Annotated in this window: 15 protein-coding genes; 8 read left to right on the forward strand and 7 right to left on the reverse strand. The window is 68.1% G+C overall.

Annotation, left to right across the window (positions count from 1 at the left end):
• Positions 1–191: 191 nt before the first annotated feature.
• The 5 genes from VARPA_RS30320 (at position 192) to VARPA_RS25415 (ending at position 7651) form a co-directional block, all read left to right on the forward strand.
• Positions 192–707 carry a DUF2244 domain-containing protein gene (locus tag VARPA_RS30320; protein WP_013543457.1) on the forward strand — a complete coding sequence of 172 codons (516 nt, stop codon included), beginning with the start codon at positions 192–194 and terminating at the stop codon, positions 705–707.
• Complete coding sequence (gene ctaD, locus VARPA_RS25400) at positions 704–2377, forward strand: cytochrome c oxidase subunit I (RefSeq protein WP_013543458.1); 1674 nt, start codon at positions 704–706, stop codon at positions 2375–2377. The genes VARPA_RS30320 and ctaD overlap by 4 nt, the downstream gene beginning before the upstream one ends.
• A gap of 483 nt (positions 2378–2860) precedes the next feature.
• A complete protein-coding gene (locus tag VARPA_RS25405; protein WP_013543459.1) occupies positions 2861–5827 on the forward strand; it encodes a hypothetical protein in 2967 nt (988 codons plus the stop codon).
• A gap of 182 nt (positions 5828–6009) precedes the next feature.
• The gene (locus VARPA_RS25410; protein WP_013543460.1) at positions 6010–6939 is read left to right on the forward strand and encodes a LysR family transcriptional regulator; all 930 of its coding nucleotides are present in this window, start codon (positions 6010–6012) and stop codon (positions 6937–6939) included.
• 244 nt (positions 6940–7183) lie between these two features.
• Positions 7184–7651: a DoxX family protein gene (locus VARPA_RS25415; RefSeq protein WP_013543461.1), complete on the forward strand. Its 468-nt coding sequence runs from the start codon at positions 7184–7186 to the stop codon at positions 7649–7651.
• A gap of 9 nt (positions 7652–7660) precedes the next feature.
• Here VARPA_RS25415 and VARPA_RS25420 read toward each other — a convergent pair whose 3' ends face one another.
• A complete protein-coding gene (locus tag VARPA_RS25420) occupies positions 7661–8404 on the reverse strand; it encodes a Crp/Fnr family transcriptional regulator (RefSeq protein ID WP_013543462.1) in 744 nt (247 codons plus the stop codon).
• A 29-nt stretch (positions 8405–8433) separates the two neighbouring features.
• Here VARPA_RS25420 and VARPA_RS25425 point away from each other — a divergent pair, with 29 nt between their 5' ends.
• Together VARPA_RS25425 and VARPA_RS25430 are read left to right on the forward strand one after the other, a co-directional pair.
• The gene (locus VARPA_RS25425) at positions 8434–10104 is read left to right on the forward strand and encodes an adenylate/guanylate cyclase domain-containing protein (protein WP_013543463.1); all 1671 of its coding nucleotides are present in this window, start codon (positions 8434–8436) and stop codon (positions 10102–10104) included.
• Between the two features lie 117 nt (positions 10105–10221).
• Complete coding sequence (locus tag VARPA_RS25430) at positions 10222–10581, forward strand: hypothetical protein (RefSeq protein WP_013543464.1); 360 nt, start codon at positions 10222–10224, stop codon at positions 10579–10581.
• A gap of 24 nt (positions 10582–10605) precedes the next feature.
• On the opposite strand, the gene VARPA_RS25435 is transcribed toward VARPA_RS25430, so the two are convergent.
• The 4 genes from VARPA_RS25435 to VARPA_RS25450 form a co-directional block, all read right to left on the reverse strand.
• Entirely contained in the window at positions 10606–11667 is a 1062-nt protein-coding gene (locus VARPA_RS25435; RefSeq protein ID WP_013543465.1) for a maleylacetate reductase, read from the reverse strand.
• Between the two features lie 135 nt (positions 11668–11802).
• Positions 11803–13014: a 3-hydroxybenzoate 6-monooxygenase gene (locus VARPA_RS25440; RefSeq protein ID WP_013543466.1), complete on the reverse strand. Its 1212-nt coding sequence runs from the start codon at positions 13012–13014 to the stop codon at positions 11803–11805.
• Position 13015: 1 nt separating this feature from the next.
• A complete protein-coding gene (locus VARPA_RS25445) occupies positions 13016–13987 on the reverse strand; it encodes an amidohydrolase family protein (RefSeq protein WP_041943048.1) in 972 nt (323 codons plus the stop codon).
• A gap of 25 nt (positions 13988–14012) precedes the next feature.
• Positions 14013–15002 carry a Bug family tripartite tricarboxylate transporter substrate binding protein gene (locus VARPA_RS25450; protein ID WP_013543468.1) on the reverse strand — a complete coding sequence of 330 codons (990 nt, stop codon included), beginning with the start codon at positions 15000–15002 and terminating at the stop codon, positions 14013–14015.
• A gap of 74 nt (positions 15003–15076) precedes the next feature.
• Here VARPA_RS25450 and VARPA_RS25455 point away from each other — a divergent pair, with 74 nt between their 5' ends.
• A complete protein-coding gene (locus tag VARPA_RS25455) occupies positions 15077–15526 on the forward strand; it encodes a MarR family winged helix-turn-helix transcriptional regulator (RefSeq protein WP_013543469.1) in 450 nt (149 codons plus the stop codon).
• A gap of 24 nt (positions 15527–15550) precedes the next feature.
• Here VARPA_RS25455 and rtcA read toward each other — a convergent pair whose 3' ends face one another.
• Both rtcA and VARPA_RS25465 read right to left on the reverse strand, forming a co-directional pair.
• Entirely contained in the window at positions 15551–16588 is a 1038-nt protein-coding gene (gene rtcA, locus VARPA_RS25460) for an RNA 3'-terminal phosphate cyclase (protein ID WP_013543470.1), read from the reverse strand.
• On the reverse strand, positions 16585–17451 hold the full coding sequence (locus VARPA_RS25465) for a nucleotidyltransferase domain-containing protein (protein WP_013543471.1): 867 nt from the start codon (positions 17449–17451) through the stop codon (positions 16585–16587). Before VARPA_RS25465 ends, rtcA begins: the two co-directional genes overlap by 4 nt.
• Positions 17452–17486 lie beyond the last annotated feature (35 nt).

Consider the following 17486-nt stretch of genomic DNA (forward strand, 5'->3'; position numbering starts at 1 on the left):
AAAAATTTGCAGCAGGACTGGCGGCGCGCTTGCCGCACTGAAGCGATGCCATTTCGGCAAAGCCGCGCAGGACCCTGTGTCACCTGCATCCGCCTGCTTACCGCCCATGCGAATTGCGGCGGGCATGCCGATTGCCGCCTGGTAGCCACCGATTCCGTCCTCGCCTCCAAAGCGACCACAGAAAGAAGCCCATGCCCGACGGCGACATCCGCGACGGCGCCTGCGTTCAATGGCGCCTGCAGCGCAACTGCGCCATGTCGCCGCGCAGCTTCATGCTGCACATCGGCGCGCTCGCCGCTGTCGTCGCCATGGTGGGCATCGCTTTTTGCGCCGCGGGCTATCCGCTGGTGCTGTGCTTCTGCGCCTTCCAAGTGGCGGCGCTGGCCGCCGCGGCCTGGGTGCATGCGATGCATGCGATCGACGGCGAACGCATCGTGCTCACGCCGGGCTCGCTCGAAGTGCACGCCACCCGGGGCCTGCGGTCGCAGACCTTCCGCTTCGACCCCTGCTGGGCCTGGCTGGAAGCGGCCCGCGACGATGCGGCCGGCTCGCGCCCGCCGGTGCTTTGCGGCGGCGGCCTGCGCGTGCCGCTGGGTACCTATGCCGCCGAGGCGCAGCGGCACCGCTTCGCGGCCGAATTCAGCCGCAGCCTGCGCCGCGCGCGCGCGGCCACGTTACATCTTCCTTCGCACGAGACCTCGACATGAGCACATTTCCCGGCCCCGCCCATCCGGTTCACCCCGCAGCACCGGGCGTCCACGACGCACATGGCACGCACGACGCGAATGACGCACACGACGAGCACCACGCCATGCCCTTCGGCTGGCGCCGCTGGGTGCTCGCCACCAACCACAAGGACATCGGCACGCTCTACCTGCTGTTCAGCCTCGCCATGCTGATGGTCGGCGGCGTGCTCGCGCTGGGCATCCGCGCCGAGCTGTTCCAGCCGGGGCTGCAGCTGCTCAATCCCGAGCTCTACAACCAGTTCGTGACCATCCACGGCCTGGTGATGGTGTTCGGCGCGATCATGCCGGCCTTCGTGGGCTTCGCGAACTGGATGGTGCCCCTGCAGGTCGGCGCCTCGGACATGGCCTTCGCGCGCATGAACAACTTCAGCTTCTGGCTGCTGCCGCCCGCGGCGGTGATGCTGGTCGCGCCCTTCTTCAGCGCCGGCGGCGCGGCCGCCTCGGGCTGGACGCTGTACCCGCCGCTCAGCCTGCAGATGGGCCCGGCGATGGACTTCGGCATCTTCGCGGTCCACATCATGGGCGCGAGCTCGATCATGGGCGCCATCAACATCATCGTCACCATCCTGAATATGCGCGCGCCGGGCATGACGCTCATGAAGATGCCGATGTTCTGCTGGACCTGGCTCATCACCGCCTATCTGCTGATCGCGGTGATGCCGGTGCTCGCGGGCGCGGTGACGATGCTGCTGACCGACCGCCACTTCGGCACCAGCTTCTTCCAGCCGTCGGGCGGCGGCGATCCGGTGCTGTTCCAGCACATCTTCTGGTTCTTCGGCCATCCGGAGGTCTACATCATGATCCTGCCGGCCTTCGGGATCATCAGCCAGGTGGTGCCGGCGTTCTCGCGCAAGCGGCTCTTCGGCTACTCCTCGATGGTGTACGCGACGGCCTCCATCGCGATCCTCTCGTTCATCGTGTGGGCGCACCACATGTTCACCACCGGCATGCCGGTGACCGGCCAGCTGTTCTTCATGTACGCGACCATGCTGGTGGCGGTGCCGACGGCGGTGAAGGTGTTCAACTGGATCGCCACGATGTGGGAGGGATCGCTCAGCTTCGAGACGCCGATGCTGTTCGCGCTGGGCTTCATCTTCGTGTTCTCCATCGGCGGGCTCTCGGGCGTGATCCTGTCGATCGCGCCGATCGACATCCAGCTGCACGACACCCACTACGTGGTGGCGCACTTCCATTACGTGCTGGTGGCGGGCTCGCTGTTCGCGATGTTCGCGGGCTATTACTACTGGTCGCCGAAATGGACCGGCGTGATGTATGCCGAGCGGCGCGGGCAGATCCATTTCTGGGTGTCGCTCGCGAGCTTCAACGTGGGCTTCTTCCCGCTGCATTTCCTCGGGCTGGCGGGCATGCCCAGGCGCTATGCCGACTACCCGATGCAGTTCTCCGACTTCAACCACGTCGCCAGCATCGGCGCCGCGGTGTTCGGCCTGGCACAGGCGTATTTCCTCTTCTTCATCGTGCTGCCGGCCATGGCCAAGCGCGGCGCACCGGCACCCGCGAAGCCCTGGGAAGGCGCGGAGGGCCTGGAATGGGAAGTTCCCTCGCCCGCGCCCTTCCACACCTTCGCCACGCCGCCGAAGCTGGACAGCACCGCGACGCGCGTGATGGGTTGATGCACAGCGAGTGCGATCTCGCGGAGGCGGCCCAGGCACGGCTCGCGGCAACGCCGGGACGCGGAGCTGGCGCTACAGGCAGAAGAAGCCCGGTCGGCCGGTCGGCGCCCCTCCACGCTGATGCCCGCCATGCTTCGATCGCTCGCCGCAGATTGCAAGCCGACATGGAGCAGCGCCAGAACGAGGAGCTGCGCAAGCATCGCGGATGCGGCCCGGCAACGGACTGGCCGCGCTTGCGTTCGAGTTCGGCGATCTATTCCGGGAGCCATCGATGCGGTCGGCGTTCCGGAAACAAAGTGCGCCACGTTACGTAACAAACACCGAAAGCAGCTCGCGGCACCGATGGCGGCCAGCTCCTCTCGGGGCGAAAAAGTCTTTTGAAATCAACCACATACCTTGCTTGTGGCGGGTGACTCGGGAACCTGGCCCGCGGGCGGCACGCATGTTGCGCTTTGTGTCTCCTTATTCCTCGAGGAGGTCGCCATGATCACAACCACCCAAGCCCCTATCGGCTCGATTCCGGCAGCTGCTGCCGACAACGGTGCGGCCCCCGTGGTCCTCGCCCAAGCCAACGTCACGCCGATCGCGCCCATGGGTGCGGCCGCGACGACGGCGGCGCCCACCGGGCCCGTGAGCCTGGGCTCGCTGTCCAACGCCACGCCCGGCACGGTGGTCGTGCGCGACGGCGTGCGGATTCCGGTCGACGGCAGCCAGAGCCTGATGGCCGGCGACCGCGTGATCGTTCCCGACGGTGGCCATGCCAACGTGCTGTTCCCCGGCTCGACCGCCAACAAGGCGCCGCTTTCGGGCGTCTTCGAGGGCGGTACCGACGCCACCATCGGATCGACCAAGCTGCCCGGCGGCCTGGAGCAGGTGAATGTGGATGTGGCTGCCGGCAACCTGGAAGTCACACCGGCCGACAGCGATGCGGACGCCGCCGCCGTGGCCGTGACCAAGAAGGCCGCGGGCGGCAGCGGCATCGGGCTGGGTGAATTCGCGCTCGGCGCGCTGGGCGCTATTGCCCTCGGCGCCGCCTTGAGCGGCGGCGGCGACGGCGGCGGCGGGGTTTCCTTCCTCGCTCCGGGCATTGGCGAAGGCGACGCGGACGCCGATGCGGATGCAGATGCCGACGCGGATGCGGACGGAGATGCAGATGCAGATGCCGACGCGGATGCAGATGCCGATGCAGACGCCGATGCGGATGCCGACGCTGACGCTGACGCAGATGCGGACGCTGATGCAGATGCAGATGCCGACGCTGATGCAGACGCCGACCACCTGCTCGATCCGGGTGACGGCGCCGCCGGCCATCTGATCGGGGCCCTGGACGACCTCCTCGGGCTGGGCGGCAACAGCGGCCCGGGCCGGGCCGTTTCCAGTTCGTCCGGCACGCTGGGATCGCTGATGCCTACCGTCGACGGCCTGACCGACCTGGTGGACGACGTGCTCTCGCCGATCGCGGGCAACGAGTTCACGGCCAACGATCCGAACGAATTCGACCCGGTGGACGACACGGTCGAGAACGTGCTCGTGGACATCGGCGGTGTGCTGACCCCCGTGGTCGACGGCCTGCTGGGCAACGGCCTGACGGATGCGCTCATCGACTCGCTGATCGGCCAGGTCGACTACCTGACCGATGCGGTCGGCAACATCCTGGAGAACGTGCTGGGCAGCGAGGGCCTGCTCGGCGGCGTGACCACCGGCCTCGGCATCGACGGCCTGGTGGACGGTTTGATCGGCGACGACGGCGTGGTCGGCCAGGTGCTCGAAGGCCTGCTGGGCGACGACGGTTTGCTGGACGGCCTGCTGGGCGATGAAGGCTTGTTGGGCGGGTTGCTCGGTGACGACGGCCTCCTCGGCGGCGTTCTGGGTGACGACGGTCTGCTGGGCGGCTTGCTCGGCGGCGATGGCGATCTCCTCGGCGGTGTCCTGGGTGATGACGGCCTGCTGGGCGGCTTGCTCGGCGGCGATGGCGGTCTCCTCGGCGGTGTCCTGGGCGACGACGGCCTGCTGGGCGGCCTGCTCGGCGGTGAAGGCGGTCTCCTCGGCGGCGTACTCGGTGACGACGGCCTGCTGGGCGGGTTGCTCGGCGGTGAAGGCGGTCTCCTCGGCGGCGTACTCGGTGACGACGGCCTGCTGGGCGGGTTGCTCGGCGGTGAAGGCGGGCTTCTCGGCGGCGTGCTGGGTGACGACGGCCTGCTGGGCGGTTTGCTCGGCGGTGAAGGCGGGCTCCTCGGCGGCGTGCTGGGCGACGACGGCCTGCTGGGCGGTTTGCTCGGCGGTGAAGGCGGGCTCCTCGGCGGCGTGCTGGGTGATGACGGCTTGGTGGGCGGCCTGCTTGGCGACGACGGACTCGTCGGCGGTTTGCTCGGCGGAGACGGCGCGCTTGCCGGCCTCCTGGGCAGCGAAGGTCTCTCCGGCGGTCTGCTCGGCGAAGGTGGGGTCGTGGACGGTCTGCTCGGACCCGACGGCGTAGTCGGCGAATTGCTCGGTGGCGACGGTGGTCTCCTCGGCGGCGTGCTCGGTGGCGAGGGCGGTCTCCTTGGCGGCCTCCTCGGTGACGACGGCCTCTTGGGTGGCGTCCTCGGCGGCGACGGCGGCTTGCTCGGCGGCGTATTGGGCGACGACGGCCTCCTGGGCGGTGTGCTCGGCGGCGAAGGTGGTCTCCTCGGCGGTGTACTCGGCGAAGGCGGCATCGTCGGCGGCCTGCTGGGCGGCGACGGCGGTCTCCTTGGCGTCGTGATCGGCGAAAACGGCATCGTCGGCGGCCTGTTGGGCGGCGACGGCGGTCTGCTCGGTGGCGTGCTCGGTGAAGACGGCATCGTCGGCGGCCTGCTGGGTGGCGACGGTGGCCTCCTCGGCGGGGTGCTCGGTGAAGACGGCATCGTCGGTGGCCTGCTGGGCGGCGACGGTGGTCTCCTCGGCGGCGTGCTCGGTGAAAACGGCATCGTCGGTGGCCTGCTGGGCGGCGACGGTGGTCTCCTTGGCGGCGTGCTCGGTGAAAACGGCATCGTCGGTGGCCTGCTCGGCGGCGACGGTGGTCTCCTTGGCGGCGTGCTCGGCGAAGACGGCATCGTCGGCGGCCTGTTGGGCGGGGACGGCGGCCTCCTCGGCAGTGTCCTCGGCCAGGACGGCCTCGTCGGCAACCTGCTCGGCGGCCTGCTGGGCGGCAACGGCCCGGCGGCCAACATCCTGGAGCCGGTCTCCTCGCTCACCGACGCCATCGAGCCGGTCGCGGCCAGCGTGACGCACGCGGTGTCCGGTGCCACGGCGCCCGTGACCGACATCCTGGCCGGCGCGGGCTCGACCCTCGCGCCTGTGACCACCGTGGTGGAAGGTGTCGGGCAAGCGGTCACTCCGCTGGTGACCGAGGTGGTGACCCCGATCACCAGCCTGGTCGAACACGCGGTGTCGCCGGTGACGAACATCCTGCACGGCCTCTTGGGCTGATCCCGCTGCGCGGACGGCACGAAGAAGCAAGGAGGGACCGGCGACGGTCCCTCTTTTTTTCGCGTGCGCTCTGGCCAACGCGTCGCATCGGACGGCCTCCTAGAATCATCGGCTCGGTGGCTCGGCAAGAAAAGCTGGAATCAGCCACTACAAGCCAAGCCCCCCGGAGACACACACCCGCCATGGACCGCTGGACCGAAATCGCCCTGCTCGTGCAGATTGCCGATGCCGGCAGCCTGAGCCGCGCGGCCGAGGCGCTGGGCCTCTCGAACGCCGCCGCGAGCCGCCACCTGAGCGCGCTCGAGGCCCGGCTCGGCGCGCGGCTGGTGGAGCGCAACACGCGGCGCCTGTACCTCACCGACACCGGCCGCGAATTCTGTGCACGCGCCAAGACCATCCTGGCCGACCTCGCCGATGCCGAGTCGACGGTGAACGCCACCGCGCTCAACCCGACCGGCGTGCTGCGCATCACCGCCTCGCTCTCGTTCTCGATCCACCACATCGCGCCGCTGTTGCGCGACTACACGCAGCGCTACCCGGGCGTGACGGTGCACGTGGAAGCGGCCAACCGCTACTTCGACCTGATCGACAACAACATCGACGTGGCGATCCGCACCCGCGAGTACGAGCCCGATTCGAACGTCACGATCCGCCGGCTGGGCGAGACGCGGCGCGTCCTCGCGGCGTCGCCGCGCTACTTCGCGCAGCACGGTTTTCCGAAGACGTTGGACGAGCTCAAGCGCCACAAGCTGTTGATCTACACCCACGCCAACAACCCCAACGAGCTGCGCTTCACACGCAAGGGCGAGACCCACACGGTCTCGGTCACCGGCCTGCTCGAATCGAACGACGGCCAGGTGCTGCGCGCCGCCGCGCTCGACGGCATGGGCATCCTGGTGCAGCCGACCTACATCGTCTATGAAGACATCGTGGCCGGCCGCCTCGTGCCCACGCTGGACGACTGGGACCTGCCGCACCTGACGATCAACCTGGCCTACCCGAGCCGCAAGCACCTGTCGGCAAAGGTGCGCAGCTTCATCGATTTCATGGCGGCGCATTTCCAGAAGATGGAGTACGAGCGCAAGTGGACAAGCCACTTCGGCGCCCATTGACGGCCCGCTGCGCCCGAAGACTGACCAACCGTTCACGCTGAGCTTGTCGAAGCGCCGCGCAAGGCTTCGACAAGCTCAGCCCGAACGGTTGTGGCCCTCAGTGCGAGCGGTCGATGCGGTTGGCGCCTTTCACCCAAAGATGTGCGTTTACGCACATCCCGCTCTCAGGCAGATCCGCACACTGGAACCGCAACCGCCGCACTCCGTGGCGGACCCTTCCTTTTTCAAGCTCCAAGGATCTGCCGTGACCACAACCGCCAACACCTCGCGCGCGCCGCTCGCATCGTCGTCGCTCTCATCGCCCTCTCCCGCCGCGCTGGACGATGCCGGCAAGCTGCTGCTGCGCGTGACCATCGGCGTGCTCGTGCTGCTGCACGGCATCTTCAAGCTGTCGGCCGGCGTCGGCTTCATCGGCGGCATGCTGGCCAAGGCGGGGCTTCCGGGCAGCATCGCCTACCTCGTGTATGTCGGTGAAATCGTCGCGCCGCTCCTGCTGCTGGCCGGTTTCTGGACCCGCGCCGCCGCCGGCGTGATCGTCATCAACATGATCGTGGCCCTCGGCCTCGTGCACATGGCCGACCTGTTCGCGCTGACCAAGCAGGGCGGCTGGGCGCTGGAACTGCAGGGCCTGTACCTGTTCGGCGCGCTGACCGTGGTGCTGCTGGGCGCGGGCCGCTTCAGCGTCGGCGGGACGAACGGACGCTGGAACTGATCTTCGGCGTCAGCCGGCGTCGCCACGCACCTGCGAGACCATCGACTCCAGGCGGGCGGCGTCAGCGACCAGCAAGGCCTTGCCGTCCTTGCGCAGCACGCCGCTGCGCACCAGCACATTGAGTTCGCGCGTGACCTGCTCGCGGTTCGTGCTGATCTGGCTGGCCAACGCCGCGTGCTTGGGAGCCGGCTCCAGCCGCGCCTGGTTGCCCTCGATGCCGGCGGTGCGCGCCAGGCGCAGCAGCTCGGCATGCAGCCGGTTCTGCACGCCGAGGGTGCTCAGGTCGATCACGCGTTCGGAGAGCTGGCGCACGAGTGACGCGAGCCGCTGCATCACACGCTCGGCCACCAGCGGCTCGTCGCGCAGGAGCGCCATGAAGGCGGGACGGTCGAGGCTGGCGACCACGCTGGGCTCCAGCGTCACCACGTCGGCGGAGCGCGGGCCGCCGTCGATGGCGGCGATGTCGCCGAAGTACTGGCCGGCCTCGGCATCGCGGAAGGTGACCTGCCGGCCATTGGCCGAATAGGTCGTCACCCGCACCCGGCCCGAGACCAGCAGGAACACCTCGCCCTGCTGTTCGGCGCGCAGGAGCAGCGGCTTGCCGGCCTCCACGCTGTGCCACAGGCATTGCTGGGCGAGCAGGCCCAGGCGCTGGTCGGAGAGGCCTTCGAGCAGCGCGATCTGGCGCAGCGCGAGGCTGGAGCGGGGGGTGGGTTCGGGTGTGGCCATGCCGGTCGGTGGGGGCGCGCGCATTATGCTCGGGTGCCGCTTCGAACCCGTTCATGGACAGACGTTCCCCGCCACCCCCTTCTTCCCCTTTTTCGCTGAGACCGCCCACACGGCGCAATCTCCGCTGGGCGAGCGGGCTGGTGCTGATGGGCTATGTGACGGTTCACCTGCTGAACCATTCGCTGGGCATCTATTCCTTCGCCCTCGCAGAGAGCGTGCTGCGGGTAGCACAGGCGTTCTGGCACAGCCTGCCGGGCACGGTGCTGCTGTACGGTGCCGCCTTCACGCACCTGGCGCTGGCCGTGGTCGCGCTGTGGGAGCGGCGCACCTTGCGCATGCCGCCGCTGGAGGCACTGCGCGTGCTGCTGGGCTTTGCGCTGCCTCTGCTCATCGCCACCCACCTGACAGCCATACGCGGTGCCTACGAGGCTTACGGGGTCAATGGCTCCTATGTTCGCGTGGTCTGGGGCCTGTGGAGCTGGCAGGGCGCGGCCGCGCAGCTCGGGATGATGGCCGCGGCCTGGACGCACGGCTGCCTCGGCCTGCATTTCGCGCTGCGGGCGAAGCCGACCTACCGGCGCTTCTCGTACCTGCTGCTGGCCTTTGCGGTGGTGCTGCCGCTCACGGCGGCAATGGGCTTCGTCTCGATCGGCCGCGAGTTCCAGTGGACCGGCGTGCCGACCGTGCCGGTGCCTACGGCTGCGCAGGCGCAATCCCTCGGTGAAGCCGAACAGAGCCTCAAGTGGCTCTATGTACTGGCGCTGCTCGCGCTGCTCTCGGCGCGCTGGGGACGCAACTGGTTTGCGCGCCTGTCGCGACAGCCGTCCATCGCGCTGCGTTATCCCGACCGCACGGTGCAGGTGCCGCGCGGCTGGAGCGTGCTGGAGGCGAGCCGTTCGCACGGCATCGCGCATGTGTCGATCTGCGGCGGCCGCGCGCGCTGCTCCACCTGCCGCGTGCGCGTGGTCGGCGCGCCCGAACACATCGGCGAGCCGGGCCGCGACGAACAGCGCACGCTCGAGCGCGTGCGCGCGCCGGCCGACGTGCGGCTTGCCTGCCAGTTGCGCCCGCATGGCGACATCGAGGTCACGCCGCTCTTTGCACCATTGCCCAACGAAGGCCGTCCCGCACCGGTCGGCAGCTTCGGGCGCGAACGCGATGTGGCAGTCTTGTTCGTCGACCTGCGCCGCTGGTCGGGCCTCTCGGAGCGGCAGTGGCCCTTCGACCTTGCCTATGTGCTCGACCGCTACTTCGCCACCGTCGGCGCGGCCGTGCGCGAGAGCGGCGGCGTGCCCAACCAGTTCATCGGCGACAGCGTGATGGCGATCTTCGGACTCGACTGCGACCTGCCCACTGCGTGCAAGCAGGCGCTGCGCGCGACCACCCTCATCGCCCAGCGCATGGACGCATGGAGCGAAGGCTTCGAGGCGCAGTTCGGCCAGCGCATGGATTTCGGCATGGGCCTGCATGCGGGGCGTGCGGCGGTCGGTGAAGTCGGCTACCTGGAGACCACCACCTTCACCGCCATCGGCGAAGTGGTGAACACCGCGAGCCGCCTGCAGGACCATTCGAAGACGGCCGCATCGCGCCTCGTCGTCTCGCTGTTCGCGGCGCAACAGGCCGGCGTCGCGGACACGCTGGGCGCGTGCGAAACGCTCACCGTGCGAGGCCGCTCCGAGCCGCTTCAAGTGCTGTATCCGCAGACCCAAGTTCTTCCCGGGTAGTTGACGAAAGCGGTGCGCAAACGCACAGCGCGAACCACGATGCGGTTTCACACTGCATCCCGTGGCAACGACGAATGTCCGCCGTCCACACAGCATTCATCCGAAGGGACTTTCATCATGAACACCAAGCAACTCATCGCTCTTTCCGCCGCCGCATTCGCCATGTTGGGCGCAGCGGGTGCCGCACATGCCGAAACCTACGAAGGCGTGCACGCGGTCACCTCGGCCGCGGCCCGCGCCGATGTGCAGACGGAAGCCGTGGCGGCTGCACGCAGCGGCAACATCTATTCGGACGCTGCCGCCGAGGGCGTGGCGATCTCCAACTCGACGCGCGACCGCAGCAGCGTTCGCGAGGAAGCCGTTGCCACGGCGCACGACCCTCTGCAAAGCCTGGACAAGCGTGCCTTCTATCGCGACCAGGTGCCTTCGGCCTACAAGAAGCCTGCCGTGTCGTTCAGCCGCCAGGCCGGCCTGTAATCGAGAACTTGCCTGCGGCCCGGCTCAGGGCCGCGCACCTTCCCACGCGTTCTGCAGCAAGGCACGAATCGCATCGCGCTCAAGCGGGCGCGGATTGGGATACTGGTTCTGCAGCGCGTGTGCGCAGGCCACATCGAGGTCCGATTCCTTCATGCCGATGTCGCGCAGCGCGACAGGCGCGCCGTTGTCGTGTGCGAGGTCGAACACGGCCTGTGCCGCGTTGCTTCCACCCAGCGCCTTCGCGATGCGCGCCATGGCTTCGGGCGCAGCAGCGGCGTTGTAGGCCAGCGCATGCGGCAGCACGATGGTGTGGGTCTCGGCATGCGGCAAGTTGAAGCTGCCGCCGAGCGTGTGGCACAGCTTGTGGTGCAGCGCCATGCCGACGTTGCCGAGCACGGTGCCGCAAAGCCATGCGCCGTAGAGCGCATCGCTGCGCGCGGCCGCGTCCTCTGCAAAGGCGCGGATCGCGGGCAACGCGCGGCCCAGCGCGGCGATGCCCTCTTGCGCCATCAGATCCATGATCGGGTTCGCATCGATGGCGTAGAGCCCTTCGGCCGCATGCGCGATGGCGTTGATGCCGCTCGTCACGCTCATGTCCACGGGCAGGGTCAGCGAGAGTTCGGGGTCGTAGATCACGGTGCGCGGCAGCACTTTGAAGTCCTTGCCGGTCTTCTTCATGCCCGCTTCGGTGATGCCGTAGATCGGCGTCATCTCGGAGCCCGCGTAGGTGGTCGGTATCGCAAGGATCGGCAGGCCCGAATCGAGCGCGATGGCTTTGCCGAGGCCGGTGGTCGAGCCGCCGCCGATGGCCACGGCGCAGTCGGCGCCCAGGCGCTGCGCCACTTCTCCCGCTTCGCGCGCGGTCTCGATGGGCACGTGCATCACGGCCCGGTCGAACACGCCGGCCGCATGCGCGCCCAGCATGTCGGCGATGCGCTCGGCCTGCGGTCGCTGCTCGGGCGTGGAGAGGACCAGCGCGCGCCGAGCGCCGAGCGCATCGATCTCGCGCGCCAGGTGCTGCAGCGAACCCGCGCCGAAGACCACGCGCTGGGGCGCGCTGTTGTAGACGAAGGATTGGACAGGCATCGCTCGATCTTTCGTGAAAAGGTGCGGGCGAGTGTCTACCCGCCCCGAGGGCGGTTCAACCGCGCGGGTGGAAAGGAGTTTTCCACCGGGCCCCGCCGTGGCGCACCGCCGTCGCACGGCGGGTTCGGGCTGCCTTCACACGGCCGAGTCGTCGAGGCAGGTCGCGGCCGTCCAGCCGTAGAGCCATTCGAGGGCGTCGTAGAAGCGCTCTTGCGGGCGACCGTTCCACATGCTGTTGCGCACCAGCCGTTCAACGCCCTTGGCGTGATAGATGCGCCCCATCTCGCGCGCAGACAGCACCACCCGTGCAGTGCGTGCAACGCGCGAGCGCTCGTACAGCGCGAGCGCGCCGGGCCAGTCGCCACCTTCGCGGCGCAGCGCAAGGCCCAGCGTCACCGCGTCTTCGCAAGCGGTGCAGGCGCCCTGCGCGAGGTACTGCACCATCGGGTGCGCCGCATCGCCCAGCAGCGTCGCGCGGCCGAAGGTCCATTGCTCGATGGGGTTGCGGTCGGCCGTCGAGTAACGCTTCCATGCTTTCGGAATGCGCAGCAGTTGCTGCACCTGTTCGCAGGTCGGTCGAAAGTAGCGCTGCACCTCGGCCGGGTCGCCGTCCATCGAGCCCCATTCCTCGGGCTGGTCGCTGTGGAAGGTGACGGCGATGTTGAACTTGTCGCCACCCTTGAGCGGGTAGTGCACCAGGTGGCAGTTGGGCCCGACCCAGATGCAGGGCGCGGTGAAGCGCAGCGCCTCGGGGAACTCGGCCGTGTCGACCACCGCGCGGAACACGACGTGGCCCGACACGCGGATGCCGTCGCCCACGTACTGCTGGCGCACCGCGGAGCGCACGCCATCGCAGCCGATCACGGCCTGGCCTTCGTGCCGGCCGCCCGCTGCGTCGATGAGCGTCACGCCGTGGTCGTCCTGCTCGATGTGCACGACCTTGGTCGAGGTGAGGAACTCGATGCCATCGGTCGTCTGCTTCACGCCTTCGAGCAGCGCGCCGTGGATGTCGGCGCGGTGGATCACCGCATAGGGGTTGCCGAAGCGCGCGCGGAATTGGTCCGAGAGAGAAATGCTCGCCACGCGCTTCGCATCGATGGCGTCGAACATCACCATCTCTTCGGCGTAGACCGCCTTGGCGCGCAGGTGCTCGCCCACGCCGAGCGCATCGCAGGCCGCGAAGGCGTTGGGGCTCAGCTGGATGCCCGCACCAAACTCGCCGATCTGGCTCGCCTGCTCGATCACCTTCACGCGATAGCCCTCGCGCACCAAGGCCAGCGCAGCGGCGAGGCCGCCGATGCCGCCGCCGGCCACGAGCACGGGGCGGGTGTCTTTCTGCGTGCTCATGTCACTTCAGGCCGAAGAGCTTGCGGGCGTTGTCGCGGCCGATCTTCTGACGATCGTTCTCGCTGATCTCGCAGGTGTCGAACCAGCGGGCCGCATCCTCGTGCTTCTCGAACGGGTAGTCGACCGAGTACATGATGCGGTCCGAGCCCACTTCGAGCATCGTCGAGAGCAGCGTCGGCGTGCGAAAGTTGCCGCTGGTGGTGATGTGCACGTTGCTGCGCAGGTACTCGCCGATCTCCTTGTCGCAGGGCATGCCGCGGCGACCCTTGCGCAGGATGTGATCGACGCGCCAGATGTTGAACGGAATGCCTTCGCCGAAATGGCCGAGGATCATCTGCAGCGCGGGGTGGCGGTCGAACATGCCGCTGGACATGAGGCGCAGCGCATGGATGGCCGTCTCCATCGCGAAGGCCCAGGTCGGGCCGGTGAGCCAGTGCGCGCCGTCGTAGATCGGTTCGCGGGCCAGCAGCGGATCGCGCGGGTGCATGTAGAACGGTTTCTTCAGCGCGGCGGCGGCGGTCCAGAAATCGTTGAAGCGCGCGTCGTCGTAGTAGACGACGATGTTCTCGTCGCCGACCTGCGAGAAGCCGTTGACAAGGAAGCCGTGGAAACCCAGCTGGTTCACGCAGCGCTCGAGCTCGCGCGCGGAGGCTTCGGGGTCTTGCATCGGCAGCGCGGCGAATCCACCGAAGCGTGTGGGGTGGCGCTTGACCTGCTCGGCCAGCACATCGTTGGCACGCTGCGCCACCTCGATGGCGCGCTTCGCGTCGGGGATGCCCTGCACCGCCGGCGAGTTGAGCGAGAGGATCGAGAACTCGGTGCCCCACTCGTCCATCTTCTCGAGACGCTGCTGCTCGAAATCGAGCAGGTTGCTTTTGAGACCTTGCCACACCTCGGGGCGGGCGTAGACCTGCGAGTCGGCGATCGTGAGGTCGATCGCGAAATGCTCTTCGAGGGCGATCTTGTTTTTCATGGGGGCCATATGGGTCATTGGGAATTCACTCCGGTTTGATGTTGAGCTTGTCCAGCACGTCCTGCCAGGTCTTGCGGTCGTCGGCGATGTAGCGCGCCAGTTGTTCGGGGGTGCCGGGGCGCGGGTAGGTTCCGAGCTCGCGCGACTTGGCGATCACGTCGGGCAGCAGCAGCGCCTCGTTCATGTCCTTGTTGAGCTTGGCGAGCACGAGCGGGTCGACGCCCTTCTTCGCGATCACCGCGAACCAGCCGTGCGCCACCGCGCCGGGCACCGTCTTGCTCGCGAGCGGGAACGATTCGAGCCCGGCCTCGACGCGATCGCCCATGCTGGCCAGCACGCGCATGCGGCCGCCCTGCACATTGCCCGCGACCACGTTGTAGGTCTCGACCATCATCTGGGTCTGGCCGCCGAGCGTCGCTTGCATGGCCTGCGCGCCACCGGGGTAGTGCACTTCGAGGAACTGCGCGCCCAATTGCAGGCCCAGCAATGCCGAAGCCAGATGCGGCGCGGTGCCGCGGCCGTTGTCGGCCACCTCGATGCCCTGCGGCTTGGCACGCGCGGCGGCGACGAAATCGGCCAGCGTCTTGTAGGGAGAGTTCGCCGGCACCGCGAGCATGAAGGGCGCGACCGCCGCGAGCGTGACCGGCACGAAGTCGCGGTTGAAGTCATAGGTCACGCCCTTGATCGTGCTCGGCGCGACCGAGATGGCCGAGCCCTGCACGAAGCCGAAGGTGTAACCGTCGCTTTGCGCCGCGAGGATCGCGTTCATGCCGATCACGCCGCTGCCGCCGGGCTTGTTGTCGACGATCACGCCCTGGCCCCATTTCTCGCCGAGCTTGGCGCCCACGTGGCGGATCAACACGTCGGGCGCCGACCCCGCGGGGAACGGAACCACGAAGCGCACGGCCTGGGTCGGCCACTTGGCAGCCGCGCCCTGCGCGTGGGCCAACGGTGCCGCCGAGAGAAGAAAAAGCATCACCGCGATGGCGCCTCGGCGCGTGGGTTCCAGGTTCATGGTCGTCTCCGTTTTTGCTTGATTATTCAAGTAATTGCGGCGGACTATATACTTGAATAATCAAGTACGTCTAGATGAAAACCCTTCCACAAGATCACGACCTCGAAAAGGCCATCCCGTTCCTGCTGGCGCGCGCCGGCGCCCGCATGGGCAATGCCTTTGCGAAGGCGCTGAAGCCCTACGGGCTCAGCCTGAGCGAATGGCGCGTGTGCGCATCGCTGCAGCACACGCCGCGGCAGACGTTGTCCGAACTGGCAACCCACGCTTCCACCGACCTGTCGGCGCTCTCGCGCATCGTCGACCGGCTGGTGGAGCATGAATTGATGGCGCGCGAGAAATGCGATAACGACAAGCGCGCCGTGCGTATTGCATTGACCGAACGCGGCCTGGCGCTGACCTGCGAACTGATCCCGCTCGCGCAGCACTACGAAGCGGTGGCGACCTCGGACTTCAGCGCGGCTGAGGTGAAGACGCTGCGCGCGATGCTGCTGCGCCTGTACGCCAACGCGACGCCGCTCGCCTGAGCGAGCGGACGTCTTCCTTTTCCATCAGGACGGCGAGACCTGCACCGTCGAGGCCGCGCGGCTATCGGTGATCGCGAAGCGCACCGGCAGGAAGCGCTCGATCACCGCGCAGTTGGTGCGCGTGTGCTCCGTCACCTCGCTGCAGGTGAATGCAGCGGGCTTGCGGCTCTGCCACGCAGCGAGCGCCAGCAGCAGCGCGAGCTGGTCGGCCAGGTGCGGGCCGACGGCCGCTTCGCTCTTCTGGAACGAACGAAGTTCCTTCACCAATCCATGCGCCACCTGCTCGGCGCTGAGCGTCTTCTCGCCGAACGCCGTGAACACCTCGGTGACGTGTTCGTAAGCCAGCGTGGCGATCAGCGCATTGCCCGGGCCTTCGTTCTGCCGCGCCGTACCGAAGCGCAGCTGCTCGCCGGACCATCCCATCGCGCCACCCAGCGTGTCGAGCTCGCGCGTCGGCACATGGCGCGGCAGGCCCGGTGCCAGGCATTCAGCATGGGCCGACTGTTGCGCGCCGCGCGCCATCAGGTCGAAAGCCTGCAGCGCGCCCGAAGCGGGCACGATCGTCGCCTCGACCTCGCCGCCACCCGCCGGGTAAAAACCGCAGCGGCGCAGTGTCAGTTGCAAGTCGGCACCGAGACGCCGCACCAGCGGCGCGAAGGCGCGCTCCAGAAAATGGAACGGCGGCGCCATCGGGTTGTGCGTGCCACCGCTCAGGTGCACCGTGCTTGGCGCGCCGGCCAGCAGAAGCGGCGGCAGCACAGTCTGCAGCACCAGCATGCAACTGCCCGCACTGGCGATCGCGAAGCGATAGTCCCCCGCGCGCACTGGGCCGGGCGCGAAGCTCAGCGACTGCGAACCGAGCTCCGCGCCTTCGACCAGCGCACCGCTGATCTCGGCCGCGGCTTTCACGCACGCGAGATGCTGGCGCATCAGTCCGGGCTTGGCGCGGCCCGCGCGAATCTTCTCGATGGCGAGCGGCTGGCCCGTCGCCACCGACAGCGCGAGGCTGGTGCGCAGGATCTGGCCGCCGCCCTCGCCTTGGGAACCGTCGAGTTCGATCATGCGCGGCCTCCTTCCTGTGCGATGGACGGCGCGGGCGCATCGAAGCGCTGCACCGTCTCGCAAAGAAACGCATCGAGCCCTGCCTCTTCAGCCTGCGGCAGCGGCGTGATCGGCTCCGCGGCGTTGGCCGCCAGCTCGGCTTCGATGAACGCGTGAATGCCGGGCCAGCGCGGGCTGGTCGCGGCTTCGCCGGCGCGCATCTTCACCTCGAGCAGCGCGTTGATCTCGTCGATGAGCGCGGCGTCGCGCACTGCATCGAGCGTGTGCTGCGCCAGGTCTGCGAAGCGCATCGGCGGCACGCCGGGTTGCGTGCGGATCCAGCGCGCGGCCAGCAGCGGGCGCAACACATAGAGGTATTTCTTGTAGCGCACCTCGTCGGCCTGCAGATGCTCGCGGAAGTTCTTCTTCGCCATCGAACTGTAGTGGTGCCACGCGCGCGCGTTCGAAAACACCGCCTCCGAGAGCGCGCGAAAACGCGGCATCGCCACTGCGTCGTCGCGGTACACGATGGGCGAGCGCAGCCACTCCAGCAGCGTAGGGTTCGACTCGCGCATCAGGCCCAGCGCCTTGCGCAGGTCCCAGCCGTTGATGTCGAGGTCACCGCTGATCGGCACCTCGATCACGTCGCGCCGCGGCGTCACCGTGAGATACCACGGCAGGCGGTTCACGTAGATGAAGCGCACGTCGTAGTCGCTGTCGGGCGAAGCGAAGCCCCAGCCGCGGCTGCCGGATTCGCAGGCGAAGAGGACGGTGACGTCGTGGCGCGCTTCGATGGCGCGCAGGTTGGCCATGATCTCCTCGCGCATGGCGGGGTCGATGGGGTGCGCGGAGCGGAGGAACTCCTGTTGTTCTTCTTTCTGCATGATTCGAAATCTCGTTGTTGTTTGTCGTCTTGTCT

The organism is Variovorax paradoxus EPS (assembly GCF_000184745.1).
GTDB lineage: Bacteria > Pseudomonadota > Gammaproteobacteria > Burkholderiales > Burkholderiaceae_C > Variovorax > Variovorax paradoxus_C.

Bases quoted from the DNA above. Each gene is read 5' to 3' on its own strand.
- VARPA_RS25430 (WP_013543464.1), top strand. From the start codon at position 10,222: ATGAACACCAAGCAACTCATCGCTCTTTCCGCCGCCGCATTCGCCATG.
- VARPA_RS25445 (WP_041943048.1), bottom strand. From the start codon at position 13,987: ATGAAAAACAAGATCGCCCTCGAAGAGCATTTCGCGATCGACCTCACG.
- VARPA_RS25420 (WP_013543462.1), bottom strand. From the start codon at position 8,404: ATGCGCGCGCCCCCACCGACCGGCATGGCCACACCCGAACCCACCCCC.
- VARPA_RS25440 (WP_013543466.1), bottom strand. From the start codon at position 13,014: ATGAGCACGCAGAAAGACACCCGCCCCGTGCTCGTGGCCGGCGGCGGC.
- VARPA_RS25425 (WP_013543463.1), top strand. From the start codon at position 8,434: ATGGACAGACGTTCCCCGCCACCCCCTTCTTCCCCTTTTTCGCTGAGA.
- VARPA_RS25410 (WP_013543460.1), top strand. From the start codon at position 6,010: ATGGACCGCTGGACCGAAATCGCCCTGCTCGTGCAGATTGCCGATGCC.
- VARPA_RS25465 (WP_013543471.1), bottom strand. From the start codon at position 17,451: ATGCAGAAAGAAGAACAACAGGAGTTCCTCCGCTCCGCGCACCCCATC.
- VARPA_RS25435 (WP_013543465.1), bottom strand. From the start codon at position 11,667: ATGCCTGTCCAATCCTTCGTCTACAACAGCGCGCCCCAGCGCGTGGTC.
- VARPA_RS25450 (WP_013543468.1), bottom strand. From the start codon at position 15,002: ATGAACCTGGAACCCACGCGCCGAGGCGCCATCGCGGTGATGCTTTTT.
- VARPA_RS25405 (WP_013543459.1), top strand. From the start codon at position 2,861: ATGATCACAACCACCCAAGCCCCTATCGGCTCGATTCCGGCAGCTGCT.
- VARPA_RS25455 (WP_013543469.1), top strand. From the start codon at position 15,077: ATGAAAACCCTTCCACAAGATCACGACCTCGAAAAGGCCATCCCGTTC.
- ctaD (WP_013543458.1), top strand. From the start codon at position 704: ATGAGCACATTTCCCGGCCCCGCCCATCCGGTTCACCCCGCAGCACCG.
- rtcA (WP_013543470.1), bottom strand. From the start codon at position 16,588: ATGATCGAACTCGACGGTTCCCAAGGCGAGGGCGGCGGCCAGATCCTG.
- VARPA_RS30320 (WP_013543457.1), top strand. From the start codon at position 192: ATGCCCGACGGCGACATCCGCGACGGCGCCTGCGTTCAATGGCGCCTG.